Here is a 25,600-nt window from a genome sequence, read left to right on the forward strand (position 1 = left end):
CTGCTCGGGCTGCTGATCAAGGATGCCAGGCCGCTGCGGCTGCGGCGCATCTCCGACCATCCGGAGTCCTACGGCTTCCCGCCCGGCCATCCGCCCATGGGCACCTTCCTGGGCGTGCCGATCCGGGTGCGTGATGAGGTGTTCGGCAACCTGTATCTGACCGAGAAGCGCGGTGGCGGCGAGTTCGACGAGGAGGACGAGGCGGTGGTGATCGCGCTGGCCACGGCGGCCGGCGTGGCGGTGGAGAACGCCCGTCTGTATGAGGAGTCGCGCAGCCGCGAGACCTGGTTGCAGGCGTCGTCGGAGGTGACCACGAGCCTGCTGTCGGGCGCCGACCCGCGCGAGGTGCTGTCGGTGGTGGCCGCCCGCGCCCACCGCATGAGCGACGCCGACGTCGTCCTGATGCTGCTGCCCGGCTCGTCGCGGGAGACGCTCGTGGTGGAGGTCGTCGAGGGGGAGGGCGCGGAGGAGCTGGAGGGGACCTCGATCGAGCTGTCGAGCACGCTCGCGGGCGACGCCTTCACCCGGGGCGAGGTGGTGTCCTGCGCCGACCTGCAGACCGGCCCCTTTCCCGACTCTCCGCTGCGGCGGCTTGGGTACGGCCCAGGACTGATGGTCCCGCTGGGAGCAGCACCGGCGGTGCGGGGAGTGCTGATGCTGGCCAAGCGGAGCGGGCGGCTGCCGTTCAGCGGCGCGGCCGAGCAGATGTTGCGGGCGTTCGCCGGTCAGGCGGCGGTCGCGCTGGAGCTGGCCGAGGCGCGGCGCGACGCCGAGCGGCTGGGTCTGCTGGAGGATCGCGACCGGATCGCGCGAGACCTGCACGATGTGGTCATTCAGCGGCTGTTCGCCACCGCGATGACGCTGATGAGCACGCTGCGGCTGGTCGAGCGGCCCGAGGCGGGCAAGAAGCTGCAGCACGCGATCGACGAGCTGGACGAGACGATCCGGCAGATCCGCTCGTCCATCTTCGCCTTGCAGGCCTCCTACGACGACACGCCGCCGAGCCTGCGCGGGCAGATCGTGGAGCTGGTGGAGGGGGCGGGCAGCCACCTGGGGTTCATGCCGGGGCTGCGGATGGAGGGCCGGCTCGACACCGAGGTGCCCGAGGCCGCCGCCGAGCACGTGGTGGCGGTGCTGCGCGAGGCGCTGTCCAACGTCGTACGGCACTCGCACGCGACCAGGGCCGAGGTGTCCGTCGAGGTCGCGGGCGGCGCCCTCACCCTGCTGGTCACCGACAACGGCGTGGGCCTGGGCGAGGGCGGGCGGCGCAGCGGGCTGCGCAACATCGAGGAACGGGCCGCGCGACTGGGCGGCTCGGTGGAGCTGGAGCCCACGAAGGAGGGCGGGGCCCGGCTGTGCTGGCGGGTCCCCCTATGAGACCAGGCTGTGAAGCCGATCGTCCTCAGGTCAGGCGGTTCACCCGCTGGGCGATCGTCGGGTGGCTCGACCACCAGCCGTGCCTGGCGGGCTCTGCGGCCACCAGGCCGACGGCGGGGATCGTCGCCGCCCGCAGGTCGGTGGCGGGGATCCCACAGCCGATGATCTTGAGCAGGGTGGCGGCCAGCAGCGCGGGCTGCCCGGTCTGCACGGCCGCGTCGTGGTCGGCGGCCAGCTCGCGGCTGCGGCTCAGCGCCCGCAACGGCAGCCGGGCCAGCACGCTGAACACCCACAGCACGGCGATCCACGAGGCGAAGGAGGCCAGGAAGAACATCACCGGAAGGTCGCGGACCTGCTGGAGGAAGGGCACCGGGCGGCTGTTCCTGCGCACGTACTTGCGGGCGACCCGCATCCCCCAGGCCATGGCGATGGTCAGCGAGCCGGCCAGCGTCATGAAGGCCACGTCGCGGTGGCGGATGTGCGCGACCTCGTGCGCCATGGCCACGGTGAGCTCCTCCGGCTCCAGCGTGTCCAGCAGCCCCTGGGTCACCATGACGGTGGTGTGCCGGCGCGAGCGGCCGAGGGTGAAGGCGTTGGGCCGCGGGTCATCGCTGACCGCGACGCGCGGTTTGGGCAGGTCGTTCAGCGCGCACAACCGGTCCAGCACGGCGTGCAGCTCCGGCTGCTCCTCGGGCGAGACGATCCGGGCCCTGGTCGCCTTGCGCGCCATCCACTCGGTCGCCCACCACTGCGGCAGCACCGCCAGCGCCACCGCGACCACCACCACGGGCACGACGATCCCGGCCAGCAGCGCCAGCCCGATGGGCACGGCGTAGACGAGCGCCAGCAGCGCCATCGCCACGATCATGCGCGGAACCAGTCCCTGTGCCGAGCGCCGGGCCATCAGCCTCATCCACCCATCTGCCGGAGGTCGCGTCCTCACTCCCCAGTGGACCTCTCGCGGCCGGGGAACTCAAGGCCCGTGATCCCTTTTCCGGCTCTATACAGATCCTGAAGGTGGATGTCCTACCGTCGTGGGTCTACGCGATCCTTGTGGGAGATTTGATCATGACGAGAACCCTGCTCGTGACACCGCTGCTCGCGATGGTGCTGGCCGCGTGTGGCTCGGGTGCGACCGGCGGGGGCGGGGAGGAGCGCCAGACACCGGCGGCGACGGGCTCGGCCGGCACGGTGACCAGTCCGGCGCAGGCCGGTGAGACGACGGGCAGCCCTTCGGCGACGCCGACCGGCCCCGAGCCGACGCACTGCCCGAACGGCGAGCTCATCCCCGCCGTGGACAGTCCGGCCGTGCACGCCGATCCGGTGGTCATCCCTGAGGCGAAGGTGGGCGGCACGACCATTCCCGCCGTCACCATCCCCGGTGTGGACATCCCCGCCGTGCACATCCCGGCCCAGTGCACCGAGATCGCCCCGGCACCCGGCGGCTGCCTCGGCGCCGCGTCGATCCCGCCGGTGTCGATCCCGGCCGTGGAGATCCCCCCGGTCGAGATCCCCGGCGTGAACGCGGGCGGGATCAAGCTCGACCCGGTCAGGGCCGAGGGCAAGCGGGCGGAGGCCAAGCACGCCCAAGGCGTCTCGACGCCCGAGGTGTGCCAGGTCAAGCCGAAGCGCGGGAGCATCGTCCCGTTCGTGATCCGGCCCTTCATCATCAGGCCGTTCATCATCAGGCCCTTCGTGATCAGGCCGTTCATCGTCCGGCCCGGCGCCTGTAACAAGCAGAACGAGTGCCTGCCGGCCGTCGAGGTGCCCGCGGTGGAGGTGCCCGCCGTCGAGGTGCCGGCCGTGGAGATCCCGGCCGCGGAGCTGAAGGCGTACGAGGTGGGCAAGAGCGAGGTGCTGGAGGGAGAGGGCTCGATCGCGTTCAGCATCGAGGCCGACGTGCTCTTCGACTTCGACAGCGCCACCGTCAAGCCCGAGGCCGCTGCCGAGCTCAGGCGCGTCGCCCGCGAGATCGGGAAGAAGGCGGGGAAGGACGCGCGGATCGCCGTGGACGGGCACACCGACGCCAAGGGTGAGGACGCGCACAACCAGCCGCTGTCGGAGCGGCGGGCGCAGGCGGTCGTCGACTGGCTGGCGGACGAGGGCGGCCTGGACCGTTCGCGGCTGAAGGCGCGGGGATACGGGGAGAGCAAACCGGTCGCGCCGAACACCAAGGCGGACGGCTCGGACGACCCGGAGGGTCGCGCCAAGAACCGGCGCGTGGTGGTCTCCACGGCGACCTGAGCCATCCGGCCGAGGAGGTCAGCGGCCCCCGCGCGATCGTCCGCGCCGGGGGCCGTTGAGTTTCGCCGTCCGTGAGGCTTCTGTCTGGTCATGTAACTCACTAGTACGTACATTAGGAGGACATGCGCGGTCGTACCCGCTGGAAAGGGAGAAGTGATGGATTCGTTCCTGATCGGACTGATCGGCTCGGGTATCGGCCCCTCCTTGAGCCCGCCCCTGCACGAGCGTGAAGCCGTGCACCACGGGCTGCACTACGTCTACCGGCTGCTCGACACCGACCGGATGGGCGGCGACGTGGGCGAGCTGATCCGCACGGCGCGCCGGTTCGGCTACGACGGGCTCAACGTCACCCATCCCTGCAAACAGGACGTCATCCCGCACCTGGACGAGCTGTCGCCGGACGCCCGCATGCTCGGCGCGGTCAACACCGTGGTGTTCGACGGCGATCGGGCGATCGGCCACAACACGGACTGGACGGGCTTCGCCGAGTCGTTCGCGCGCGGCCTGCCCGACGCGCCCGCCCGCCGGATCGTGCAGCTCGGCGCAGGGGGAGCGGGGGCAGCGGTCGCGCACGCGCTGCTCACGATGGGCGCCGACCGGATCACCGTGGTCGACTCGGAACCGGCGCGGGCCCGCACCCTCACCGGGGAGCTGACCGCCCGCTTCGGGGACGGGCGGGCCCGCCCCGCGCCCGCCGCCGAGCTGCCGCGGCTCATGGAGCGGGCCGACGGGCTGGTGCACGCGACGCCGACCGGCATGGCCCGGCATCCGGGGATGCCGCTGCCCGCCGGGCTCCTGCATTCCGGCCTGTGGGTGGCCGACATCGTCTACCGGCCGCTGGAGACCGAACTGCTGCGGCAGGCGCGGGCGGCCGGCTGCCGGACCCTGGACGGCGGCGGCATGGTCGTCTTCCAGGCCGTGCACGCGTTCCGGCTGTTCACGGGCCGGGAACCGGACGCCGAGCGGATGCTCGCGCACCTCACCGATCTCGTCGCCGTCTGAAGCCCGCCTGGCGAAACCGCCGTCAAAGGGAGGAAAAGCGTGCGCAAGTCCATCGCCACCGTGTCGGTGAGCGGCACCCTGGTGGAGAAGCTGGAGGCCATCGCGGCCGCGGGGTTCGACGGAGTGGAGATCTTCGAGAACGACCTGCTGGCCTGCCCGCTGCCACCGGAGGAGATCCGCGCCCGCGCGGCCGATCTCGGCCTCGGCATCGACCTCTACCAGCCCTTCCGCGACTTCGAAGGGGCGCCGGCCGAGCTGCTGGCGGGCAACCTGCGCCGGGCCGAGCACAAGTTCCGGCTCATGGAGCGCCTCGGCGCCGATCTGCTGCTGCTCTGCTCGAACGTCTCGCCCGCGGCCGTCCCCGATGACGACGTGGCGGCCGGGCACCTGCGGCTGCTGGCCGAGCGGGCCGCCGAGCACGGCATCCGCGTCGCCTACGAGGCGCTGGCCTGGGGCCGGCACGTCAACGAGTACCTGCACGCCTGGCGCCTCGTCCGGCTGGCCGACCACCCCGGCCTGGGCGTGTGCCTGGACAGCTTCCACATCCTGTCGCGGGGCTCCGACCCGATCGGCATCGAGGCCATCCCGGGCGAGAAGATCTTCTTCCTGCAGCTCGCCGACGCGCCGCGGCTGGCCATGGACGTGCTGCCGTGGAGCCGCCACTATCGCTGCTTCCCCGGTCAGGGCACGTTCGACCTGGCCGGGCTGCTCGCCGGCGTGCGGCGCGCGGGCTACGCGGGGCCGCTGTCGCTCGAGGTGTTCAACGACGTCTTCCGCCAGGCGTCGGCGGAACGCACCGCGCTGGACGGCATGCGCTCGCTCATCGCCCTGGAACGGGAGGTGGCGGGCGCGGCCCATCCGGCCGTGCCCGCCGGGTTCGCCTTCGCCGAACTGGCCGGCCCCGCCGGGCTCGGCGGGCTTCCCGCGGCGCTCGGCTTCACGCGTACGGGGACACATCCCGGCAAGCCGGTGGAGCTGTGGGAACAGGGCGGGGCGCGGCTGCTGGTCAACGCCACGGGGGCGGCCCCCGCGCTCGTCGCGGTCGGCCTGGACAGCCCCGACCCCGCCGGAGCGGCCCGGCACGCCGAGTCGCTGCTGTCGCCGATCCTGCCGCGCGCGCGTACGCCCGATGAGGCGGAGCTGAACGCGGTGGCCGCGCCGGACGGCACCGAGATCTTCTTCTGCGACGACGGCTGGCTCGCCGACTTCACCCCTTCCCGGCCGTACGGGGAGCAGCCGGGCCACGTCACCGGCATCGACCACGTCGCGCTCACCCAGCCGCGGCACCACTTCGACGAGGCGGCGCTGTTCTACCGCAGCGTGCTCGGGCTCCGGCCGCAGCAGAGCCTGGAGGTGCCCGACCCGTACGGGCTGCTGCGCAGCAAGGCGATGTCGAGCCCCGGCGGCGAGGTGCGCGTCGTGGTGAACGTCGCCCAGGTCGGCGCCGACCACCTTCCGTGGCAGCACGTGGCGCTGGCCTGCGACGACGTGGTGGCCGTGGCCCGCAGGCTGCGCGAGGAGCATCCAGGGCTGCTGCTGCCGATCCCCGGCAACTACTACGACGACCTGGACGCCCGGTGGGAGGTCGATCCCGAGCTGCGCGGCCTCGGCGTCCTCTACGACCGGGACGAGCGCGGCGGCGAGTTCCTGCACCTCTACACCGTCACCGCGGGCCGGGTCTTCTTCGAGCTGGTCCAGCGGATCGGCGGCTACCAGGGGTACGGCGCCGGCAACGCCGCCGTCCGGCTGGCGGCTCAGCACGCGGGACGTCGCTGAGGCGGCGTGTGCGCGGCCAGAACGTCCGAAACGCGGTCTTGTAACGTACGAACCAGTGAGTTAGTTTCGCTGGAAGCATCACCCCCCTCGAATTCCCCTGTGAGGAGCGAATCGTGACCGTGCCCGGCAAACCTCGGAAAGCGGCCGTCGCTGCCTGGATCGGCAGCGCGCTGGAGTACTACGACTTCTTCATCTACGGCACCGCCGCCGCGCTGGTCTTCAACCGGATCTTCTTCCCCTCCTCCTCGCCCGCCACGGGAACCCTCCTCGCCCTGGCCACCTTCGGGGTCGGCTACCTGGCCAGGCCCGTGGGCGCCTTCGTGCTCGGGCACGTGGGGGACAAGTTCGGCCGCAAGCGGGTGCTGGTCACCACGCTGGTGCTGATGGGCGCGTCGACGTTCCTGGTCGGCTGCCTGCCCACGTACGACGAGATCGGGGTGGCGGCGCCGATCCTGCTCGTCGCGCTCCGCCTGCTGCAGGGGTTCTCCGTCTCCGGGGAGCAGGCGGGCGCGAACGCGATGACGCTGGAGCACGCGCCTGAGGACCGCCGGGGCTATTACACCAGCTTCACCCTGAACGGCACGCAGGCCGGCCAGATCATCGCCACCGCGATCTTCCTGCCGGTCGCCGCCCTGCCCGAGGAGCAGTTGCTGAGCTGGGGCTGGCGGGTGCCGTTCTGGCTGAGCGTGGTGGTCGCGGCGGCGGGTGTGATCATCAGGCGGACGCTGGAGGAGACGCCCGCGTTCGAGCGGGAGGTCGCCACCGACACCGTGGCGAAGATGCCGCTGGCGGTGCTCTTCCGCGAGCAGTGGCGTGACGTGCTGCGCGTCGTCGTCGCCGCGGTCATCGCGTCCGTGAGCACGATCTTCACCGTGCACGCGCTGTCGTACGCGGTCAACACCATGGGCCTGGAACGCACGCCGATGTTGTGGGTGGGGGTGCTGGCCAACATCGCCGCGCTGATCTCTATCCCGCTGTGGGGCAGGCTGTCGGACCGGGTGGGCCGCAAGCCGGTCCTCATCGGCGGCTCACTGGGCAGCGCGGTGCTGATGTTCGGCTACCTGTGGTCGATCTACACCGGCGACTTCCTGCTGATCTTCGTCGCGGGCATCGCGCTGTTCGGCATCGTCTACAGCGCCGTCAACGCGGTGTGGCCGTCGTTCTACGGGGAGATGTTCACCACCCGGGTACGCCTGTCGGGCATGGCGATCGGCACCCAGATCGGCTTCGCCATCGCCGGGTTCGGGCCCACCGTGGCCACCGCCGTGGCGGGCACCGGCCCGGAGAGCTGGCTCGGCGTCTCGATCATCACCGCGGTGTTGTGCCTGGTCAACGTGGCCGCGGTCGCGACCGGGCGGGAGACGTACCAGGTGCCGACCGCCCGGCTCGGGCTGCCGCAGGAGGTCGGGGCCGGGCGGCGGGACGTCAGCTCGCGGCCAGGTCCATCCGCAGGAACTCCTTGATGCGGAGCACGCGTACGGGGCGGCGCGACTTGGTGGGCAGCGCCTCCAACGCCTCGTCCCTGCCGACGACGCGGGGGGTGGCGAGTTCCACCTCCTTGCCGTCCACCAGGAGTCGCGCGCTGCCCGCCGCCAGGATGTTGCGCACCCAGTCGGAGCGCGATCCGTACACGAGGATGAACAGGTAGCCGCCAGGGACGGGAAAGGCGTCGAGCGGCGTGTGGTAGGTGCGGCCGGAGGCACGACCGACGTGCGTCAGCACGGGCGATTTTCCCTGGGCGAGCGTGAGCGGGTTGAACACCCGCTTGTTCACGTGACCCCACCATAACGGCATCGGCATCGCGGACCCCTCTCGGCTGGCGTGCTCCGGCACGAAGACTTACGTTTGTAAGGTGACTTACTACCGTAAGGCTGACTTACACTCGTAAGGTTGTCAACCGTCACCAGCTCCGGAGTTCTCTCGTGTCACCAGCGCGGCCGCTCAGCAGGGACCTCGTGCTGGAGGCCGCGGTCCGGGTCGCCGATCGCGGTGGCATCGAGGCCGTCACCATGCGGCGGGTGGCGCAGGAGCTGGGCGTGGAGGCGATGTCGCTCTACCACCACGTGCCCAACAAGGACGCCATCCTCGACGGCGTGGTGGACGTGGTCTTCACGGAGATCGAGCTGCCTCCCGCCGGGTGCGACGACTGGCGCGACGCGATCCGTGTGCGCGCCGGCTCGGCGCGGGCGGTCCTGGCGCGGCACACCTGGGCGCTCGGCCTCGTGGACTCCCGCCGCAACCCGGGGCTGGCGACGCTGCGTCATCACAACGCCGTCCTCGGGGTCCTGCGTGAGGCGGGGTTCAGCCTGCAGATGGCCGCGCACGCCATCTCGATCATCGACAGCTACGTGACCGGGTACGTGCTTCAGGAGGCGAACCTGCCGCTGAGCACGCCCGACGAGGTCGAGGACGTGGCCGGCGGCATCCTCGCCGAGCTGCCGGTGGAGGAGTTGCCGTACCTCGCGGAGATGATCGTCGATCATGCCCTGCGGCCGGGCTACGACTACGGTGACGAGTTCGGCTGGGGCCTGGATCTGATCCTCGACGGGCTCGAAGCCCGCAGGAAGTGAGCCGCGCGGTCCTTCCCGCGGCTCAGGGCCTGCTCGGCGGAGGCGCAGACAGGGGAGCCCGGTCTGGAGTCACGCCGCCTTCGCCGGGTGCCGCCGCTGGTGCGGGTGGCGGCGATGCGGGCAGGACGGCGTATCGCCGGCACGCCCCCGGGTCCTGCGGGCCTCGGCGGCGGGGGTCATGGGCTCAGCGGAGGGGGTCGCGGGCTCGGCGGGCGGCAGGAGGTCGTCGGGTCCGGCCTCGGGGGACTCGGCGTCGAGCACGGCGAGGGCCACCGGCTGGGCGGCCGATGGGGGCTGGTCGTCGGGTACGGCGAGCGCCGGCTTGATCCGGATCTGGGCGATCTCGGGGGCGGGCGCGGGCGGCTGGGCCGGGGCCGCGGGCAGCAGCACCTCCTCCAGTCGCTGCATGAGCATCAGTCCGGCCAGGAGAAGCAGAGGGAGAGCCAGGACGGCCAGCATTCCAACGAACCTTCCAATGTCACTGTGAGCCAAGTCGCTTGCTGCCGACACTGCCCGGGACTTCGCCCGCTATGCGCAGGATCGCCGATCCGCCGCGGGTCAAGGGGCCGCGCGTCACCCACATCGGCAGTGATTATCCCATAACTGCATAAAGCGCGTGTCGCAGAACCCGCCCCGCTCCTCCCGTTCGCCCGTTGTGCCAGGTCGCGATGGGTGAGGGTGGGTATATCGGCAGCAGGAGCGGACCCCGTATGGGTGGCTTTCCGTTTCTTCGTCCGAATCTGAGGGGGAACGTCATGACCCGCGCCTACGGCCCAGGCAGCACGGCGGTGCTGCTGGTCGACCCGTACAACGACTTCCTCTCCGAGGGCGGCAAGCTCTGGCCCCGGCTGCGGCCCGTGGCGGAGGCGGTCGGGCTGGTGGACCACCTGCGCGCCGTGCTCGCCACCGCGCGCGGGGCCGGCATGCGGGTGATGTACGTCCCGCACCGCCGCTGGCGGCCGGGCGACTACGACACCTGGGACCATCCGAACCCGACCCAGCGCGGCATCCAGGAACGGCACTCCTTCGAGTACGGCACCTGGGGCGGGGAGTTCCACCAGGACCTCCAGCCGCACCCCGAGGACATCGTCATCCATGAGCACTGGGCGCAGAGCGGCTTCGCCAACACCGACCTGGACTTCCAGCTCAAGCAGCACCACGTCACCCACGTGGTGCTCATCGGCGTGCTGGCCAACACCTGCCTCGAATCCACCGGCCGCTTCGCCATGGAGCTCGGCTACCACGTGACGCTGGTGCGCGACGCCACCGCCGCGTTCCAGCCCGAGATGATGCACGCCGCGCACCACCTGAACGGCCCCACCTTCGCGCACGCCATCCTCACCACAGGGGAGCTCGTCACCGCGTTCGCGGGCGACACCGCCGGCTGAGCGCACCCGCCGGCCACCCGGCGCCCACCCGTCGGCTGCCCGCCGGCGCCGCTGGGCGCGGCGGAAAATCATTGGCTGTCCGGGCACGCCCTGCGGCAGCATGGCCACGGTGGGTCGCGGCGTTCGGGAGGGCCGATGTCTGTGCTTGAAACGGGGGAGGGCTCAGGAGACGGCCCGTCCGTACGGAAATCAGCGGTGCTGCTGGTCCTGCGTCATTACGGCGGGGAGCTGAGGCGTCAGTGGCGCGTCTCGGTGCCCGCGCTGACGCTGCCGGCGCTGGGCAACGTCTGCCTGTTCTATCTGGCGCCGCTCGCGGTGGCCGGGCTCGTCGGGCATCTGGCCGCGGGCGGCGACGGCTCCGTCATGGCGCTGCTGCCGTACGTGCTCGGCTTCGGCGCGCTCCTGCTGGCCGGCGAGACGCTGTGGCGCATCGGCCTGCACTTCCTCAACCGCACCGACGCCAGGGGCATCGAGCGGCTCGGCGTGATCGGCATGGACGAGCTGCTGGTCAAGGACACCGCGTTCTTCCACGACAACTTCGCCGGCTCGCTGACGAAGCGGGTGCTCGGCTTCTCCAGCAGGTTCGAGGAATTCGTCGACACGCTGACATTCTCGATCATGGCCAAGCTGGTGCCGCTGATCTTCGCCTCGGTGGTGCTCTGGCAGTACCACCCGCTGCTGGTCATCGTGCTCCTGGGCCTCATCCTGCTCACCGGCTTCCTCGTCGCCCCGCTCATCCGCCGCCGCCAGGCGCTGGTGGAGCGGCGCGAGGCCGCCAAGGTACGCGTGTCGGGCCACGTCGCCGACGTGCTGTCCAACATGGACACGGTCCGCGCGTTCGCCGCCGAACGCCGCGAGGCGAGCGAGCACCGGGAGCGGATCGCCGAGCAGCGCCGGCTGTCACTGCGCTCGTGGGACTTCGGCAACCTGCGGGTCGACACCGTCGTGGCCCCGCTGGCGGTCCTCACCAGCGCCGTCGGCCTGCTGCTCGCCGTGGCGCTCAGGGGCGGCCTGGGCGTGGAGGCCATCGTGGTGACCTTCACCTACTACTCGAACACGATCAACATCATGTTCGAGTTCAACCAGATCTACCGGCGGCTGGAGAGCACGCTCACCGAGGCGGCCCAGTTCACCGAGCTGCTGCTGGAGCCGCCGACCGTGGTCGACCCCGCCGACCCGCAACCGCTGCGCCCGGCCGACGCGGGCATCCGCTTCGAGCGGGTGAGATTCGCCTACGGCGACGGCCCGCCGCTCTTCGACGGGCTCGACCTCGACATCCCCAGCGGCACCAAGATCGGGCTGGTCGGCCAGTCGGGCGGCGGCAAGAGCACCCTCACCCGGCTGCTGCTGCGCCTCATGGACATCGACGGTGGCCGGATCCTGATCGGCGGCCAGGACATCGCCCGCCTGCGCCAGGCCGACCTGCGCAGTTTGATCTCGTACGTGCCGCAGGAGCCGGCCATGTTCCACCGGTCGATCCGCGACAACATCGGCTTCGCCCGGCCCGGCGCCACCGACGCCGAGATCCTCCGGGCGGCGCAGGCGGCTCATGTCACCGAGTTCGCCGAGTCCCTGCCCGACGGCTTCGACACCCTGGTCGGCGAGCGCGGCGTCAAGCTCTCCGGTGGCCAGCGGCAACGACTCGCCCTCGCGCGGGCCATCCTGCGCGAGGCGCCGATCCTGCTCCTGGACGAGGCGACCAGCGCCCTCGACTCCGAGAGCGAACTCCTGGTCCAGGAGGCGCTGTGGCAGCTCATGCGCGACAGGACCGCGCTCGTCGTCGCCCACCGGCTGAGCACCGTCGTCCGGATGGACCGGCTGATCGTGCTCAACCGGGGGCGGATCGTGGAGCAGGGCACCCACAGTGAGCTGCTGGAGGCCGACGGGCCCTACGCCCGGCTCTGGCGGCACCAGTCGGGCGGCTTCCTGATCGACGACGACCTCGACGCCGACCCCGCAGGAGCGGCCGGCACGGCCACCGCCGACGCCGTGCGCGGCTGACCGGCCGGCACGGTCACCGCAGCTGCCGGTGCGCGGCCGACCGGTCGGGCAGTTCACGATAGTTCGTTGCACGAATTCGTTATTCTGGGTCGGTGAGTGAGAACGCAGGTGGTCCGATCGGGCCGGTGAGCGCCCTGGTGCGGGCCACGTTCCTGGTGAACGCCGTGTACGCGGCCTCCGCCCGCGAATACGGCCTCACCCAGCAGCAGGGGCAGCTGCTGTGCGTGCTGATGGCGCAGCCGTACGGGATGAGCGAGCTGGGCGCGGTGCTCGGCCTGGCGAAGTCGAGCCTGACCGGACTGGTCGACCGGAGCGAACGCAACGGCCTGGTCGAGCGCAGACCGGACCCGCAGGACTCCCGCGCCGTGCGGGTGGCGCTCACCCGGCGGGGCGCCAAGGTGGCCGAGGGCTTCCACGCCGAGACCTGCCACCGGGTCGAGGAGCTGATCGCGGGCTTCGGGCCGGCGGAGCACGACACAATCGCCGCCCTGCTCGGCCGGGTCGTGGCCGAGAACAAGGTGCCTACGGTCTTCCTGGAGCCGGAGCGGGCCGGCTGACTTGCAGTTCGTACTACGAATCAATATGGTTCGTAACACGAACTCAAAGTGACGATGGCGATCGACTGCCTATGGTCGCGCACGGGGGAAAGGCAGAACAATGTCCGCACATGACGTAGTCTTCGGTTTCGGCGCGCATCCCGGCATCGACGACATACCCGGACTGCTGCGCACGGTCCAGCAGGCCGACCGCGACGGGCTCGACCACTTCAGCGTGGCCGACCACCCCTATCTCGGCGGGCGCCTCGACGCCTACGCCACGCTCGGCTTCGTCCTCGGGAGCACGCGGCACATCGCCGGCCTGGTCAACGTCACCAACGTGCCGACCCGGCCGCCGGCCATGCTGGCCAGGACGGTGACGTCGCTGTCGGCACTGTCGGGCGGCCGGGTCGTGCTGGGTGTGGGCGCGGGCGGGCTGTGGGACCGTATCGCCGACATGGGCGTGCCCCGGCTGTCGCCCGGCGCCGCCGTGGACGCGTTCGAGGAGGCGATCACCCTGGTCAAGCTGCTGTCGGGCGGCGGCGCGCCGGTCACCTTCGAAGGCGCCCACTACCAGGTGCGCCAGATCGAGCCCGCCCCCGTCGCCGCGCCGCCCGTGTGGACCGGATCGGTCGGCCCCAAGTCGCTGGCCGCCACCGGCCGCGTGGCCGACGGCTGGATCCCCGGCCATGCGGCCGACTGGCTGAGCGAGCGTTACCGTACCTCCCGGCCGATCATCGACGAGGCCGCGGCGGCGGCCGGCCGCGACCCGGGCGAGATCCGTACGATCTACAACCTTCCCGGCCGCATCACCGACCGGCCGCTGCCCGTCACGCGCGGCGACGACGGCCGCTGGCTCGGCGGATCGGCCGCGCAGTGGATCGAGGAACTGACCGGGGCGGTGCTGGAGCACGGCGCGTCCGGTTTCACGCTTTTCTCCGCCGAGAACGGCGCCGCGGACGACACCGTACTGGCCCGCTGGGCCCAGGAGATCGCCCCGGCCGTACGCGAGGCGGTCACGAAGTAGGACGCGAGGTGGTCACCGGGCGGGACCTGCTTCCTCGCCACCGCCGAACACGGCCGGCTCGCCGACCTGGAACCACGCCACCGCCGCCGGGCCCGGCAGGCAAAGGTTCCTCAGTCGAACAGCATCGCCGTACCCTGGATCTCCATCAGCATTTCAGGCAGCCATAGCCGGTTGATCCCGATCACGGCCATCGCCGGGTAGTTCGGTCCGACGAGCCGGCGCCAGACGGCCTGGATCTCGTCCCAATGCGCCTGGAACTGCGGCATGTCCACAACGTAGGCGGTGAGGCTCACGAGGTGCCGTGGCCGGCCGCCCGCCGCGCGTACCACGCTGAGCAGATTGCGTAGCGTCTGCTCGTACTGCGCTACGACACCGACCGCCCACGTGCCGTCCCGGTGCTGTCCGCTTGCGCCACCGAGCAGGAGCGTTCGACGAGCTTCGACCACGACGCCGTGCGACCAGCCCTGTGGCGCGGGAAGGTCGCTCGGGTTGATCACCTGGTACGGCCGCCCCGTCGCCTGGGCCGTTCCCGGCATCGTGGTGCTCGCGACCGCGGCGACTGCGGTGGCCGTGGTGACAGCGGTGGCCGCGCCCGCTGTGCCGGCCAGCAAGGCGCGCCGCGCGAGCGATCGGCCGGTCGAGGCCGCGGGCGGCTGCTCGTCCTCGGGGACTCGTACGTCCATGATCTGGTCCTTTTCGTGAGGGTGAAGTTGCGGATCTTCCGGCGGGAGGGGCCGTTCAGGTCGTCGGCGACGCGCTGTCCGAGTCGGCCGGGCGGACACCGGCGGCCGCGCGGTGCGGGTTCTCCGTGCCGGAATGAGCCGACTCCGCCCAAGCTAGAGTCATTGGATAGCGGGTACCAAAAGGAAACTAAAGGAGAGGGAGCCATGGTCAGCTACACGAGTGATCAGGTATTCGATCCGTGCCCGATCGCGCCCGCGGTCCGGGTGATCTTCGGGCGATGGACCACGGACGTCCTGTGGGTGCTCATGCACCAAGGCCGGATGCGCTTCACCGATCTTCGGCACCGGATCCCCGATGTGACGCCGAAGGTCCTCTCCCAGCGCCTGCGTCAGCTGGAACGCGACGGGCTCGTAACGCGCTCCTACTATCGTGAAATGCCGCCGCGCGTCGAGTACGAGGCCACACCACTCGCGCACAGTCTCGTGTCGATCTACACGATGGTCGACAACTGGTCGAAAGAGCACACGCACGAGGTCGAGGCCGCACGCGCCGCGTACTCCGGCCCTCTGGTTTCATGACTTCTTGACCGCGACCGGTGGCACGTGCGGCGGCTCCAGGAACTCCCATGATCCCTCGCGGACGGTGGTGCTCGCGGCGTAATGTGAGTTCTCCTCATTCGCCGGGCTCGTTGTGAAACGTGGGGCCGCGGGGATTCATTTTCTAGATCCGGATGATATTGGGCGCGAAATCGATGTGCCGAGCGCGTACAAGTACATAGAGCGGAATTAATCGGCTTCCTATCGTGAGCAGCAATCTCCACGAAAGGAAGAGGTCATGCGAAAGATCCTCGCGGGCGGCGTCCTCGCCGCTTCATTGGCGCTCTCCGGTCTTGCCACCGCAGCCCCCGCCCAGGCGAGCACCACCACGACCGGGGTCACCTCGGTCAGTGACAGCGCCGGCTGCAAGCACGGCTACTACTGGCACAAGCACTGGTACAAGAAGTGGTACAAGAAGGGTCACTGGTGGAAGGGCCACTACCACAAGAAGGGCCACTACCACTCCTACTACAAGTGGCACTGCCACAAGAAAGGCTAAAGACAGCTGAAAAAGGGCCCACCGGCGTCTAGCCGGTGGGCCCTTTTCGCTGAGTCAGCGTCTCGCATGCGTCACAGCAATCTTCTTCACCTAGCGGCGGCGACGCCTGCGGCGTGCGCTCCTGCTGGTGTCGGAGTCTCCACTGCCTCCACCCGGAATCGGATAGGGCTTGCGTGACTGCTGCACGCTTGTCAGTCCGAGATAATGTAGCAACGACATGAGTTTCCCCCGATTGGATCATGTGCCGATCCCTCGTACGAACCGGTACTGCTTCGTTGTCGACACCTGTGCAAACCAGCCCCCCATAACGATGCTTCCCCGGTAGCCCCTTCCGGGCGAATCCTCGCCCAGCCTTTTACCAGCCGTGTACCCGCCCGGGGGGTGACCCGGCAGGGAGCACGGTCCGCGGCAGCCGAACCAGGCTGACGGAACGCAGCTCCAGCACGCTGCCGCCGGGGTATGCCGTGGGCCGGGCCTGGGGCGAGACGTACACGGGGGCGTCCTCGCGCAGCGGCAGCAGCCGCAGCTCCAGGCAGCCGTGTTCCCTGAGCGGTTCGCGGAATCTGCGCAGGCCGATCTCCCAGACGGGCCCGTGCCAGAACTGGTCGGCCACGAGGCGGCCGCCGAGGTAGGCCCGCCCGACGTCGCCGATCCAGTCCAGCCGCAGCAGCACCTCGTCCTCCTCTGCGCCGCAGTCCGCTGCGGCATTCTGCGCGAACGCCTCCTCGGGGATGGTGATCCGGTAGACGGCGGCCTGGCCGAAGTCGGCATCGGTGGGCGCGGAGGCCCGTCCTGAGGCGGCGTCCACGACCGGTGGCCGGGCCGGGCCCGCCGGTGCGACCAGCTCCACCTTGGCCTGGGGCATCGGGTCGGGCGAGGGGGCGGGCAGTGGCAGGACCCCGAACACGCCGTCGGTCGTGGCGGCGGAGTCGGGGGCGGGGAAGATCCGGACCTCGTCGGCTTCGCCGTAGCAGGTCAGGCATTCGTCGTCGATGACCGCCGGGCCGTCGCTCAGCACGAGCCGATCGGCGTCCCAGAGCCGGCCCCGGGTGGCGGTGAGGGCGCCGGCGGCGTCCAGCACGAGGACGGACGCCCGGCCTCCGGACGCGTCGCTCACCCGCACCAGACACCCGGGCCCCGGCCGCAGCCCCGCGACCACAAGCCGGTCGCCTTCCCGCCGCACGGTCGCGGGATTCGCGGCTGCTGTCACTGTCACGGGATCTGCGTCTCTGGTCGCGGTCGCAGAACCCTCGGTCGCGGTCGCCCGGCCCTCGATCACGGTTACCGTCGCGGCGTCGAAGACCAGCTCGACCGGGATCCCCGCCGTCTGCGTGAACACGTGCACAGGCTCTTCGTCGTCGATCACGCACACGGGCTGCGCGGTGGCCGTCAGCAGCAGGCTCCGTCCGACGGGCCGAGCGAGCGGCCAGGCGAAGTACGCGCCGGACGGCACCGTCACCGGCTCGCTCGGGACGACGAGCTCGCGGCCGTCCAGCTCGACGGCGAATTGGACGCCGTCATGGGCGGGCAGCGTCTCGACGGGCTGGTGGTTGTTGACGAACAGGAAGCCGGAACGACCGTCGGAACGCACGCACCAGCGCAGCGTCTCCCGGTCGGCGGTGTCGGCGGGCGCGCCGGGCGGCATGGTCAGCGTCATGGTCGCCAGATCGGGCCCGTCCGTGGCCAGCCACAGGTGCTGCAGCCGCAGGTGGCGGTAGGAGTCGCGGAACTGGCCGTACTCGCCGAGCGGGGCCTGGAAGTCGTAGTTGATCACCGGGCAGTCGTTCGGATAGCCGGTGGCGTGCGACTCCTGGAGGGTGGACAGCTCGCCGACCTTCTGCGAGGCGCCGTGGTACATGTAGTAGCCCTGCCACACCGACCCGCTGCCCAGCTTGACCAGCGCGAGCGCGGCGATGTCGGCGGCCGTCACGAGGGGACGGCGGTGGTAGGAGGTGTACATGCCGCCGCCCAGCTCACAGGTGGCGAACGGGTAGCGCGCGAGGTGGCTCTCGTCCGAGCCGGCCGCCTCGGTGGTGCGCAGGTCGGCGCCGATGGAGTCGTCGTCGCGGCCCGGGCCGAAGAAGTAGTGGGCCCGGCTCTGGCGCGGCCAGCCGTCGTGGGCGGTGTCCCACGCGGCCTCGGGATAGCCGCCGAACAGCGGGATCAGCTCGTCCGCAGGAAGCCGCGCGTGGCCCCAGCCGGTGGCCGTCCACAGGGGCGCGTCGATGCCCGCAGCCCTGGCCAGGCGCTTGAGCGTGCGAAGGTGCTCGGGCTGGTCGTACAGCTCGTTCTCGATCTGCACCGCCACCACCGGGCCGCCGTCCGCCCGGGTCAGCCCGGCGAGCCGGTCGCCGATCTGCTCGAACAGCGGCCGCACCAGCGCGAGGTAGTGGAGGTCGTCGGTACGCGGCACGCAGTCCGCCGCGAGCAGCCAGTCGGGGAAGCCGCCGTTGCGTGACTCCCCGTGCCCCCACGGGCCGATCCGCACCACCACGTCCAGGCCCAGCTCGGCGCAGGTGGTCACGAACCGCCGCAGGTCACGGTCGCCGCTCCAGTCGAAGACGCCCCGGCGTTCCTCGTGCAGGTTCCAGAAGACGTACGTGGCGACAACGCCCACGCCGCCGCCCCGTACCTTCAGCAGCTCCTCGCGCCACTCGGCGGCGGGGTAGCGGCCGTAGTGGAACTCGCCCATCACGGGGAACCACGGTCGGCCCGCCCGGCTCAGATGGCGCGAGTTCACCGTGATCGCGTCAGGATGCTCGGGTGGATCGCCGAGCCGCAGCGGCGTTTCCAGGGGCGGAGGTACGTGCCCCGGCACAGTCAGTCGCCGCATGGGCGCACCTCTCCTCAGACGGCAGCAAACTGGCGGAAATACTACTGAAGCTCACAGCGCGGGGCGGCGAAGGAGCCGCTCGCGCCCCTGGCCGCGCAGCGCGATCGCCGCCACCAGGGCGGAGGCGCCGACGCCGGTCAGCGCTGCCGTCGCACCCACCGGGCCCAGATCGAAGAGCTGCCCGATCACCAGTTCGCCCGCGAAGGAGAACATCCCGGCGCAGAACGCCAGCACGCCGTAGTACGAGCCGAACCGCTCGGCCGGGGCATGCCGGGTGACACGCTGGAAGATCGACGGCTGGATGAGCCCGTTCGCCACCCCGTTCAGCACGGCGGCGATCATGAGCGGACCCGGCTGCGTACCGTCCAGTGAGGCCAGCACGAAGAACGCCGCCGCCGCGCAGCACAGACCGGCGCGCAGCACCCACGGACGTTCGCCCCGCCGACCCGCCGCCACGAACGGCTGCGCCGCGGCGGCGACGGCGGCGAGGACGCAGAAGCAGAGCGTCGCCGCGCCGGGCGCGAAGCCGAGCAGCGGCACAGCCGTCATGATGTGGTTGGCCAGCAGCGTTGTGGGCGCGGTCAGCAGCGCGAAGAGCAGGAACGAGCGGTCGCCGAGCACCGCCCGCACCCCGGCGGCCACCCCGCTGAACGCCGCCGGCGCGGGTTCTGGCCGGCCCTTGGGCAGGAGCAGGAACAGCCCGCAGGAGATCGTCCACATGGCGGCGGCGGCCCCGGCCAGCAGCGCGAACCCGGGCCCCGCGGCGAGCAGCAGCAGCCCCACGGGCGGGCCCGCGACCGTCGCGACGTGCTGGGCGGTGACGTACGCGGCGAAGCCCCCGGCCCGGTGCGCCGGCCCGGCGCTGGCCAGCAGCGTCTGGGCCGCCGGGTTGTAGAGCGCGCCGCCCACCGCGATGACAACGGCCGCGCACAGCAGCGTGCTCACCTCGCCCGCCGTACCGAGCAGCCCGAAGCCCAGCGCGCGCAGCAGGCACGCGATCACCCCCGTCCGGCGCGCCCCGAGGCGGTCGGTGAGCACGCCGATCGGCAACAGGAGCGCGAACTGCAGCCCGGTACGCACCCCGAGCACCAGCCCCACCGTGCCGGCCAGCAGACCGAGATCGTGCCGGAGGTGCGCGACCAGGTGCGCCATCACCGAGAAGAAGCCCAGGCAGGCGGAGAGCTGGATCACGACCACCGTGACGACCACCCGGCGGCCGGAGACGTCCTGGAGGGGCGGGGGAGAGGCGGGTGCGGTGACGGTCACGGGAGTGAGCACACCAGAGAACGATCCGGCCGGTCCAATATCGGTACACCCCACGACCGATACCCGAAACCATATCAACGCCCATCCGCCCAGGCCGGCGCCTTTCCGACAGCACCGCTCGGCCCGCATTGCCCGGGGCCGCACCGCCCAGGCCGCAGAGTCCTGGGCTGCATCGCGCGGGACAGTACCGCGCGGGTGGCATCGTTCGCGGTGCTGCGCCGGGCCGCCATCGCCGGCGCAGTACCGCGCGGGGTCGCATCGTCCCGCTGGAGGTGGGACGTTGGGCGGGGGACGAGGGACGTGGAGCGTCGGACAGGTGATGCTGGGAGCGGGATGGCGGAGGTCGGAATCGTGTCGCCTGGTTGGCGGTGACCCCGTCCCGATGGCGGGATCGCGCAGGTCGGAGCAGGGTCAGGGTGCTGTGTCGGTCCAGCTGTGCGTGTCGGCGATCACGTTCGCGTCCGCGTGACTGATCCGGTACGGCTCGGTGAAGTCGACCGGGGCCGTCTTCAGCTGCGCGCGGTCGAAGGCGACGGAGATGCTCGCCCCCGAGATCACTGGCTTGACCTCGACCGGGCCGGTCGCCGGTGCCCATTCGGCGCTCCACGCGCCGTCGCGGCCGGTGAATGACAGCACGAAGGTCTTGCCGTCCTGCTCGATGGAGACCGCCCACCGGCTCTGGCTCTTCCCTCCGGACGGAGCCTTCGCCGGGATGGGGCCGGCGGTGACGAACGCCAGCGTGACGCCGTCCTGGCCGCCGTTCGCCGCCGCCACCAGGAGGTCCGCGTACGGAGGCGCCTCGCCCGAGTCCGGCCCGCCCTTCACGTCCCCGCGTACGTCCTTCAACGCCGCGCTGCGGAAAGCCGGCTCGGGGATCGAGCACGTGAGGTCGGCCCGCGTGGTCCGGTCCGGCGTGACCCGGGCCGTCGTCGAACACGTCTTGCCGGCCACGGCCGTCTGGAGCCGGTAACCGCCCCGGGGCAGCGAGAAGCGGAACCCGCGGCGGTCCGCGCGCCGGCTCGCCACCCGCTTGCCCTTGCCGGTGAAGACGTCGACCTGCCCAGGCTGGTAACCGTCCTCTCCCGGATCGCCGGAAGACGGCCCGCCGCTGTGCACGATGCCACCGACCAGCACGCCCTCGGCCGGAGCCGGAGGAGACGGGTCCTCGGAGGGGACGATCTCCGGGGTGGTCTTGACGGGGGCGGGGGTCGTCGGCTTGTCGCGGGGCTTGTCGTCGTCGTCCCGCGTGTGGGTGAGCAGGTCCGGCGACGGGTCGGCGGCGATCGGCGGTGTCGGGCCGGCCTGCGCCTGGGACGCGGACGACTCCGGCGGACCGGTGCCCAGCAGGTTCCAGGCCGCCGTTGCCGCGACGGCCATGGCGACGAACCCGGCTCCCACGCCCAGCGCCCGACGCCGTACGCGCCGCCCACCGGCCGGGGCGGAAACCGTGGCCCGCCCCGTACCCATCCCGGAGCCCGCCGCCCCACCAGCCGCGCCACCAACCGCAGCCCGACCGCCGGCCTCCGGACCGCCACTCGAACCGGCCCGCCCGCTCGCCGTCGGCCCGCGACCCGAACCGGCCCGCCGGCCCGCTGTCGGCCGCTCACCCGAGGCGTCCAGCGCTGACCGCCCGTCCAACCCAGGCCGCTCACCCGAGCCGGAAAGCCCGTCCAATGACGGGCGCGGGGCTGATCGGTCCGCGAGCGACGCGCCAGGCGCCGCCCGGTCGGCGAGCGCGCGGGCCACCACGGCCAGGGCCCCGGCGCTGGGCCAGCGATCCGCCGGATCCTTGGCCAGCGCCCGCATGACCACCTCGCCCACCGCCGCAGGCACGTGCGCGGGCAGCGGCGCCGGCGCCTCGTGCAGGTGCTTGAGCGCGATCGCGACCGCGTTCTCGCCCTGGAACGGCGCCTGCCCCGTCAGGCACTCGTAGGCGACCACGCCCAGCGCGTACACGTCCATCGCCGTGCTGGGCGCGGCGCCCTCGGCCTGCTCGGGGGCGCAGTACACGACGGTGCCGAGCACGATGCCGGTGGCGGTCAGCTTGCCGTCGCCCGCCGCCCGGGCGATGCCGAAGTCGGTCAGCACGACGCTGCCGTCCGGCCGGATCACGAGGTTGCCCGGTTTGACGTCCCGGTGCACCACGCCGGCGTCGTGCGCGGCCTGCAACGCCTCGGCGGTCTGCGCGACCAGGTCCATCGCCGCGCCGGCCGGGATCCGCCCGCCGCGCGACAGCAGCAGGTGCAGCGGCTCGCCGTCCAAATACTGCATGACCAGGTACGGAGTACGCCGCCCCGACAACTCGGCGATCCCGAAGTCGAACACGGCCACCACGCCCGGATGGTCGATCGTGGCCATCGACCGGGCCTCGGCATGGAACCGGGCCGCGAACTCGGGGTCGCCGTCCAGCCCCGCGCGGATGGTCTTCACCGCGACAATTCGGTCGAGCAGGAGGTCGTGAGCCCGCCACACCTCGCCGTGACCGCCGCCGCCGAGCCGTGACACCAGGCGGTAGCGATTCGCCAGCACGGTATCCGGACTGATCATGTTGCTGAGCCCCCGCCCTTCGCTCCGACACAAAGTGTCCGTTCTTGAAAGACGGCTCGGGCGGGTCAACGGTTCGAAGATCGGCCGATTTCTACGACGGCGCGCTCCCGGCGCGTACGTTCCGTGGCAGCAGGGCGACCAGCCCGAGCAGCACCGCGGCGGCCGGAACGCCCCAGAACAGCACCTCAGGAATGGCCGCCGCGGTCGCCGCAGGACCGGGGACGCGCCCCTGGAGCTCGCGGGTGAGCAGGCTGCCGAAGACCGCCACGCCGAGCGACAGCCCGAGCCCGCGCACGGACACCACGGCTGAGGTGGTGGCGGCCAGGTCGGCGGGAGGGGCCGCGTTCTGCGCGACGACGACCAGGTTCTGCATGAGCAGCCCGAACCCGGCGCCCAGCACCGCGATCCCCGCCGCGAACAGCAGGTATGGGGCGCTGGGAGTGAGGCCGCCCAGCACCGCGAACCCCACCGCCGCGATGGCCGCACCGGCCATCAGATAGGGCCGGAACCGCCCGCTCGCGCCGATGCGGGCCCCGGCCAGGAAGGAGACCGCCATGAACGTCAGCACGTACGGGTTCAGCGCCAGCCCCGCCTGCGTCGCCCCCATGCCGTACCCGGCCTGCAGATACGTGGGCAGGTAGACGATCGAGCCGCCGAGCAGCGCGCCCAGCAGCGCGGCGGCGGGCAGGGCGGTCCGCAGGGCGGGGTGGGCGAACAGCCGAGGCGGCAGCAGCGGGTCGGCCGCCCGCCGTTCCTGCCGTACGAACAGCGCAGTCAGCACCACCAGCGCGCCCACCAGCCCGAGGATCGTCCCGGATGTCCACGCGTAGACGCGTCCGCCCCATTCGGCCACCAGCAGAAGACTAACCATGGCGCCCGCGAGCAGCACGGCCCCGGCCACGTCGGCCCTGCCGTGCGCGCCGGGCGTCGGCAGACGCAGCGCGTACGCGGTGAGAGCCACGCCGAGCAGGCTGAGCGGCAGATTGACGTAGAAGATCCAGTGCCAGCCCCAGGCGTCGGTGATGGCGCCACCGGCGAGCGGCCCGCCCACGCTGGCCAGCGCGAACACGCCGCCGGTGAAGCCCTGCACCCTGCTGCGCAGCCGCGGCGGGTACAACTCGGACAGCGCGATCGTCGGCAGCACGAACAGCCCGCCCGCGCCGATGCCCTGCACCGTCCTGGCGGCGATCAGCTGCGGCATCGACTGCGCCAGGCCGCACAACGCCGAGCCCGCGGCGAACACGACGACCGCCGTGACGAAGACGGCGCGCCGGCCGAACCTGTCGCTGACGCGGCCGTAGAGCGCGCCGGTCGCGGTCGAGGCCAGCACGTACGAGGTGACGACCCAGCCGATCGCGTCCATGCCGCCCAGGTCGGCGGCGATGTCGGGCAGGGCGATGGCCACCACCGTCTGGTCGAGCACCGACAGCAGCATGCCGATCAGGAGCCCTGCCGTGGCGAGGGGGACGTTGCCCGTTCTGGAGGACATGAGCTCAGCCCTCCCGTCGCGCGAACGGGTCGGGCAGGCCGAAGTCCTCGCCGAGCAGGTCCTGGTCGACGGCCCCGCCGGCCAGGGTGCCGCTCGCGGCGGCGGCGATCACCGCGGCGAGCGGCATGGGCACGGTGCGGCGCCTGGCCATGTCGCCGGCCGCGTACACGCCGGGCACACTCGTCCGGCCGAACTCGTCGATCTCCACGCACCCGTCGGCGAAGGCCGCGCAGCCCAGGTGCTCGGCCAGGGCGGAGCGCTGGCGCGGCACGTTCGCGACGAACACCGCCGCCCGTTCCAGCGGCGGGCCGCTCTCGAACACGATCTGTTCCAGCCGTCCGTCCGCGCCTTCCAGCCGGGTGACGGGCTCGCACCGCACCGCCACGCCGTACGCGGTGAGCGTCTCCCGCGCAGCGGGGCCAGCGGCTCGCCGCCGGTGCAGAGCACGACGCCGGCGGCGAACCGGCTCAGCTGCAGCGCCAGCCGTACGCGGCCGGGCCCGGCGCCGAGCACCGCGACCGGCAGGCCGGTGCACTCGAAGCCGTGGCAGTACGGGCAGTGGAACGCCGACCGGCCCCACAGCTCGGCCACTCCGGGCGGGCCGGGAAGCTCGTCGGCCAGCCCGGTGGCCAGCAACAGCCGCCGCGCTCCCACCGTCCTGCCATCGGACAACTCAACCCGGAACCCGCCACGTGCCACGTCGGCGCCGGGAACGCCCTCCACGTTCTCCGCCGCAGAGGCCGCAGAGGCCGCAGAGGCCGCAGAGGCCGCAGAGGCCGCAGAGGCCGCAGAGGCCGTGGGGACCGTGGGGACCGTGGGGACCGTGGGGACGGTGGGGACCGTGAGAACCGCCTCCGCAGCGGCAACCGTCCCCGCCAGCGTCCGCACCGCCGGATACCCGGCCAGCTCCCGCCGGCCAAGCTCCCGCAGCTCGTCCGGCGGGGTCCCGTCCCTGGTCAGAAAGTTGTACACCGCATCGGCCCGGGCATTGCGCCCGTCCCCGGCGTCGACCAGCAACACCGTGCGGTGCACCCGCCCCAGCACCAGCGTCGCGGCCAGACCGGCCGGCCCCCCGCCGGCGATGACGACGTCGTACATCGTTGCCTCCATGAGTTCGGTTGTTCGAACGGAGGCAAGTCTGCAAGTTAAGGTCAACATGAAGTCAAGCGACTCCACGCGACCCCCGCACGGGCCGGCCGTCAGCCGGTGTAGCCGCGCGCCGCGTAGTCGTAGGCGTCGTTGTAGTAAACGTACGGCTTCTTCCCCTCGAAGGGCTGGAACTGGTCGGGCTGCCACTTCTTCTTGTTCTTGAGGAAGTAGTTGTCGGCCGGGCACTTACCGCGAGCCCAGAACGAGGAGATCCTGTCGCGCCACCAGTCGGTGAATTCGTACTTCTTGCACTTGGACGCGGACGCCTTCCACCTGGCCATCGCACCACGGAAGTTCGAGTCCGTGTAGACGCAGTAGTACCCCGCCTTGCAGTCCTTCGCCGTGGCCGAAAGCAGCACGGAGACCGCGCCGCCCTCATAGGAGATCTCGTTGTTGCTCACCTTGGTCCCGTTAGGGAAGGCCGCCATGTACGCCTCGACCCTGGCACTGCCGGAGGCAGCCTGGGCCGGGACCGCGCTGGAGGCGACGACCCCGGCGGCGACGGCGACACCGGCGGTCCTCAGGACTTTGACGAGAAGCGGATGCTGGCTCATTTCGTCTCCTTCTCCGTGTGGTCGCCACGAAGATAGGCACCCCGATGTTGAGCCCCCGTTGA

At 71.5% G+C, this 25,600-nt stretch carries 21 protein-coding genes and 1 pseudogene; 12 read left to right on the plus strand and 10 right to left on the minus strand.

The genetic code is table 11. From position 1 onward, the window contains the following. Nucleotides 1-1,377, plus strand: a 1,377-nt coding sequence (locus AB0C27_RS29830) for a GAF domain-containing protein (RefSeq protein WP_357850289.1), incomplete at its 5' end; no start/stop codon positions are given. A 25-nt stretch (nucleotides 1,378-1,402) separates the two neighbouring features. Here AB0C27_RS29830 and AB0C27_RS29835 read toward each other — a convergent pair. Beyond that, nucleotides 1,403-2,290, minus strand: coding sequence for a M48 family metalloprotease (locus tag AB0C27_RS29835; RefSeq protein ID WP_357850291.1), 888 nt, complete (start codon nucleotides 2,288-2,290; stop codon nucleotides 1,403-1,405). Nucleotides 2,291-2,445: 155 nt separating this feature from the next. On the opposite strand from AB0C27_RS29835, the gene AB0C27_RS29840 reads away from it, so the two are divergent. From AB0C27_RS29840 to AB0C27_RS29855, 4 genes are all read left to right on the plus strand, one after another. Then, nucleotides 2,446-3,621 (plus strand): OmpA family protein, encoded by a 1,176-nt coding sequence (locus AB0C27_RS29840; protein WP_357850294.1) that lies wholly within the window; start codon nucleotides 2,446-2,448, stop codon nucleotides 3,619-3,621. 156 nt (nucleotides 3,622-3,777) lie between these two features. Beyond that, nucleotides 3,778-4,623, plus strand: coding sequence for a shikimate dehydrogenase (locus tag AB0C27_RS29845; protein ID WP_357850297.1), 846 nt, complete (start codon nucleotides 3,778-3,780; stop codon nucleotides 4,621-4,623). Nucleotides 4,624-4,662: 39 nt separating this feature from the next. Next, complete coding sequence (locus AB0C27_RS29850; protein WP_357850300.1) at nucleotides 4,663-6,399, plus strand: TIM barrel protein; 1,737 nt, start codon at nucleotides 4,663-4,665, stop codon at nucleotides 6,397-6,399. A 113-nt stretch (nucleotides 6,400-6,512) separates the two neighbouring features. Beyond that, complete coding sequence (locus AB0C27_RS29855) at nucleotides 6,513-7,862, plus strand: MFS transporter (RefSeq protein ID WP_357850303.1); 1,350 nt, start codon at nucleotides 6,513-6,515, stop codon at nucleotides 7,860-7,862. On the opposite strand, the gene AB0C27_RS29860 is transcribed toward AB0C27_RS29855, so the two are convergent. Further along, the gene (locus tag AB0C27_RS29860; protein WP_357850306.1) at nucleotides 7,825-8,172 is read right to left on the minus strand and encodes a nitroreductase family deazaflavin-dependent oxidoreductase; all 348 of its coding nucleotides are present in this window, start codon (nucleotides 8,170-8,172) and stop codon (nucleotides 7,825-7,827) included. The two genes, AB0C27_RS29855 and AB0C27_RS29860, sit on opposite strands and share 38 nt — an antisense overlap. Before the next feature lie 149 nt (nucleotides 8,173-8,321). Here AB0C27_RS29860 and AB0C27_RS29865 point away from each other — a divergent pair, with 149 nt between their 5' ends. After that, nucleotides 8,322-8,969: a TetR/AcrR family transcriptional regulator C-terminal domain-containing protein gene (locus AB0C27_RS29865; protein WP_357850308.1), complete on the plus strand. Its 648-nt coding sequence runs from the start codon at nucleotides 8,322-8,324 to the stop codon at nucleotides 8,967-8,969. A gap of 69 nt (nucleotides 8,970-9,038) precedes the next feature. Here the strand turns inward: AB0C27_RS29865 and AB0C27_RS29870 are convergent, their stop codons facing one another. Next, nucleotides 9,039-9,428 carry a hypothetical protein gene (locus AB0C27_RS29870; protein ID WP_357850311.1) on the minus strand — a complete coding sequence of 130 codons (390 nt, stop codon included), beginning with the start codon at nucleotides 9,426-9,428 and terminating at the stop codon, nucleotides 9,039-9,041. A 296-nt stretch (nucleotides 9,429-9,724) separates the two neighbouring features. On the opposite strand from AB0C27_RS29870, the gene AB0C27_RS29875 reads away from it, so the two are divergent. The 4 genes from AB0C27_RS29875 (at nucleotide 9,725) to AB0C27_RS29890 (ending at nucleotide 13,921) form a co-directional block, all read left to right on the plus strand. Next, complete coding sequence (locus tag AB0C27_RS29875) at nucleotides 9,725-10,357, plus strand: isochorismatase family cysteine hydrolase (RefSeq protein WP_357850314.1); 633 nt, start codon at nucleotides 9,725-9,727, stop codon at nucleotides 10,355-10,357. 135 nt (nucleotides 10,358-10,492) lie between these two features. After that, nucleotides 10,493-12,358, plus strand: a complete 1,866-nt coding sequence (locus AB0C27_RS29880; RefSeq protein WP_357850317.1) for an ABC transporter ATP-binding protein — start codon at nucleotides 10,493-10,495, stop codon at nucleotides 12,356-12,358. A gap of 92 nt (nucleotides 12,359-12,450) precedes the next feature. Next, the gene (locus tag AB0C27_RS29885) at nucleotides 12,451-12,915 is read left to right on the plus strand and encodes a MarR family transcriptional regulator (RefSeq protein ID WP_357850320.1); all 465 of its coding nucleotides are present in this window, start codon (nucleotides 12,451-12,453) and stop codon (nucleotides 12,913-12,915) included. Between the two features lie 100 nt (nucleotides 12,916-13,015). Further along, complete coding sequence (locus tag AB0C27_RS29890) at nucleotides 13,016-13,921, plus strand: LLM class flavin-dependent oxidoreductase (RefSeq protein WP_357850323.1); 906 nt, start codon at nucleotides 13,016-13,018, stop codon at nucleotides 13,919-13,921. 110 nt (nucleotides 13,922-14,031) lie between these two features. On the opposite strand, the gene AB0C27_RS29895 is transcribed toward AB0C27_RS29890, so the two are convergent. Continuing rightward, nucleotides 14,032-14,604: a RidA family protein gene (locus tag AB0C27_RS29895; RefSeq protein ID WP_357850326.1), complete on the minus strand. Its 573-nt coding sequence runs from the start codon at nucleotides 14,602-14,604 to the stop codon at nucleotides 14,032-14,034. 204 nt (nucleotides 14,605-14,808) lie between these two features. On the opposite strand from AB0C27_RS29895, the gene AB0C27_RS29900 reads away from it, so the two are divergent. Continuing rightward, on the plus strand, nucleotides 14,809-15,183 hold the full coding sequence (locus AB0C27_RS29900; RefSeq protein ID WP_357850329.1) for a helix-turn-helix domain-containing protein: 375 nt from the start codon (nucleotides 14,809-14,811) through the stop codon (nucleotides 15,181-15,183). Between the two features lie 256 nt (nucleotides 15,184-15,439). Continuing rightward, nucleotides 15,440-15,700 (plus strand): hypothetical protein, encoded by a 261-nt coding sequence (locus tag AB0C27_RS29905; RefSeq protein WP_346112245.1) that lies wholly within the window; start codon nucleotides 15,440-15,442, stop codon nucleotides 15,698-15,700. A gap of 355 nt (nucleotides 15,701-16,055) precedes the next feature. Here the strand turns inward: AB0C27_RS29905 and AB0C27_RS29910 are convergent, their stop codons facing one another. The 6 genes and pseudogenes from AB0C27_RS29910 to AB0C27_RS29935 all read right to left on the minus strand — a co-directional run bounded on the left by AB0C27_RS29910 (nucleotide 16,056) and on the right by AB0C27_RS29935 (nucleotide 25,538). Beyond that, nucleotides 16,056-18,533 carry a beta-galactosidase gene (locus AB0C27_RS29910; protein ID WP_357850333.1) on the minus strand — a complete coding sequence of 826 codons (2,478 nt, stop codon included), beginning with the start codon at nucleotides 18,531-18,533 and terminating at the stop codon, nucleotides 16,056-16,058. A gap of 51 nt (nucleotides 18,534-18,584) precedes the next feature. Next, entirely contained in the window at nucleotides 18,585-19,799 is a 1,215-nt protein-coding gene (locus AB0C27_RS29915) for an MFS transporter (RefSeq protein WP_357850336.1), read from the minus strand. 411 nt (nucleotides 19,800-20,210) lie between these two features. After that, nucleotides 20,211-22,346 carry a serine/threonine-protein kinase gene (locus AB0C27_RS29920; RefSeq protein WP_357850339.1) on the minus strand — a complete coding sequence of 712 codons (2,136 nt, stop codon included), beginning with the start codon at nucleotides 22,344-22,346 and terminating at the stop codon, nucleotides 20,211-20,213. Nucleotides 22,347-22,437: 91 nt separating this feature from the next. Further along, on the minus strand, nucleotides 22,438-23,835 hold the full coding sequence (locus tag AB0C27_RS29925) for a DHA2 family efflux MFS transporter permease subunit (RefSeq protein WP_357850342.1): 1,398 nt from the start codon (nucleotides 23,833-23,835) through the stop codon (nucleotides 22,438-22,440). A 4-nt stretch (nucleotides 23,836-23,839) separates the two neighbouring features. Continuing rightward, nucleotides 23,840-24,993: pseudogene (locus AB0C27_RS29930) on the minus strand (FAD-dependent oxidoreductase). A gap of 41 nt (nucleotides 24,994-25,034) precedes the next feature. Continuing rightward, nucleotides 25,035-25,538 (minus strand): peptidase inhibitor family I36 protein, encoded by a 504-nt coding sequence (locus tag AB0C27_RS29935; protein ID WP_357850345.1) that lies wholly within the window; start codon nucleotides 25,536-25,538, stop codon nucleotides 25,035-25,037. Between the last annotated feature and the right edge of the window lie 62 nt (nucleotides 25,539-25,600).

Origin of the sequence: Nonomuraea sp. NPDC048882, from assembly GCF_040649755.1 — a bacterium.
GTDB classification, from domain to species: Bacteria; Actinomycetota; Actinomycetes; order Streptosporangiales; family Streptosporangiaceae; genus Nonomuraea; species Nonomuraea maheshkhaliensis.

Bases quoted from the DNA above. Each gene is read 5' to 3' on its own strand.
- AB0C27_RS29835 (WP_357850291.1), bottom strand. From the start codon at position 2,290: ATGAGGCTGATGGCCCGGCGCTCGGCACAGGGACTGGTTCCGCGCATG.
- AB0C27_RS29840 (WP_357850294.1), top strand. From the start codon at position 2,446: ATGACGAGAACCCTGCTCGTGACACCGCTGCTCGCGATGGTGCTGGCC.
- AB0C27_RS29845 (WP_357850297.1), top strand. From the start codon at position 3,778: ATGGATTCGTTCCTGATCGGACTGATCGGCTCGGGTATCGGCCCCTCC.
- AB0C27_RS29870 (WP_357850311.1), bottom strand. From the start codon at position 9,428: ATGCTGGCCGTCCTGGCTCTCCCTCTGCTTCTCCTGGCCGGACTGATG.
- AB0C27_RS29875 (WP_357850314.1), top strand. From the start codon at position 9,725: ATGACCCGCGCCTACGGCCCAGGCAGCACGGCGGTGCTGCTGGTCGAC.
- AB0C27_RS29880 (WP_357850317.1), top strand. From the start codon at position 10,493: ATGTCTGTGCTTGAAACGGGGGAGGGCTCAGGAGACGGCCCGTCCGTA.
- AB0C27_RS29890 (WP_357850323.1), top strand. From the start codon at position 13,016: ATGTCCGCACATGACGTAGTCTTCGGTTTCGGCGCGCATCCCGGCATC.
- AB0C27_RS29895 (WP_357850326.1), bottom strand. From the start codon at position 14,604: ATGGACGTACGAGTCCCCGAGGACGAGCAGCCGCCCGCGGCCTCGACC.
- AB0C27_RS29900 (WP_357850329.1), top strand. From the start codon at position 14,809: ATGGTCAGCTACACGAGTGATCAGGTATTCGATCCGTGCCCGATCGCG.
- AB0C27_RS29905 (WP_346112245.1), top strand. From the start codon at position 15,440: ATGCGAAAGATCCTCGCGGGCGGCGTCCTCGCCGCTTCATTGGCGCTC.
- AB0C27_RS29910 (WP_357850333.1), bottom strand. From the start codon at position 18,533: ATGCGGCGACTGACTGTGCCGGGGCACGTACCTCCGCCCCTGGAAACG.
- AB0C27_RS29920 (WP_357850339.1), bottom strand. From the start codon at position 22,346: ATGATCAGTCCGGATACCGTGCTGGCGAATCGCTACCGCCTGGTGTCA.
- AB0C27_RS29925 (WP_357850342.1), bottom strand. From the start codon at position 23,835: ATGTCCTCCAGAACGGGCAACGTCCCCCTCGCCACGGCAGGGCTCCTG.
- AB0C27_RS29935 (WP_357850345.1), bottom strand. From the start codon at position 25,538: ATGAGCCAGCATCCGCTTCTCGTCAAAGTCCTGAGGACCGCCGGTGTC.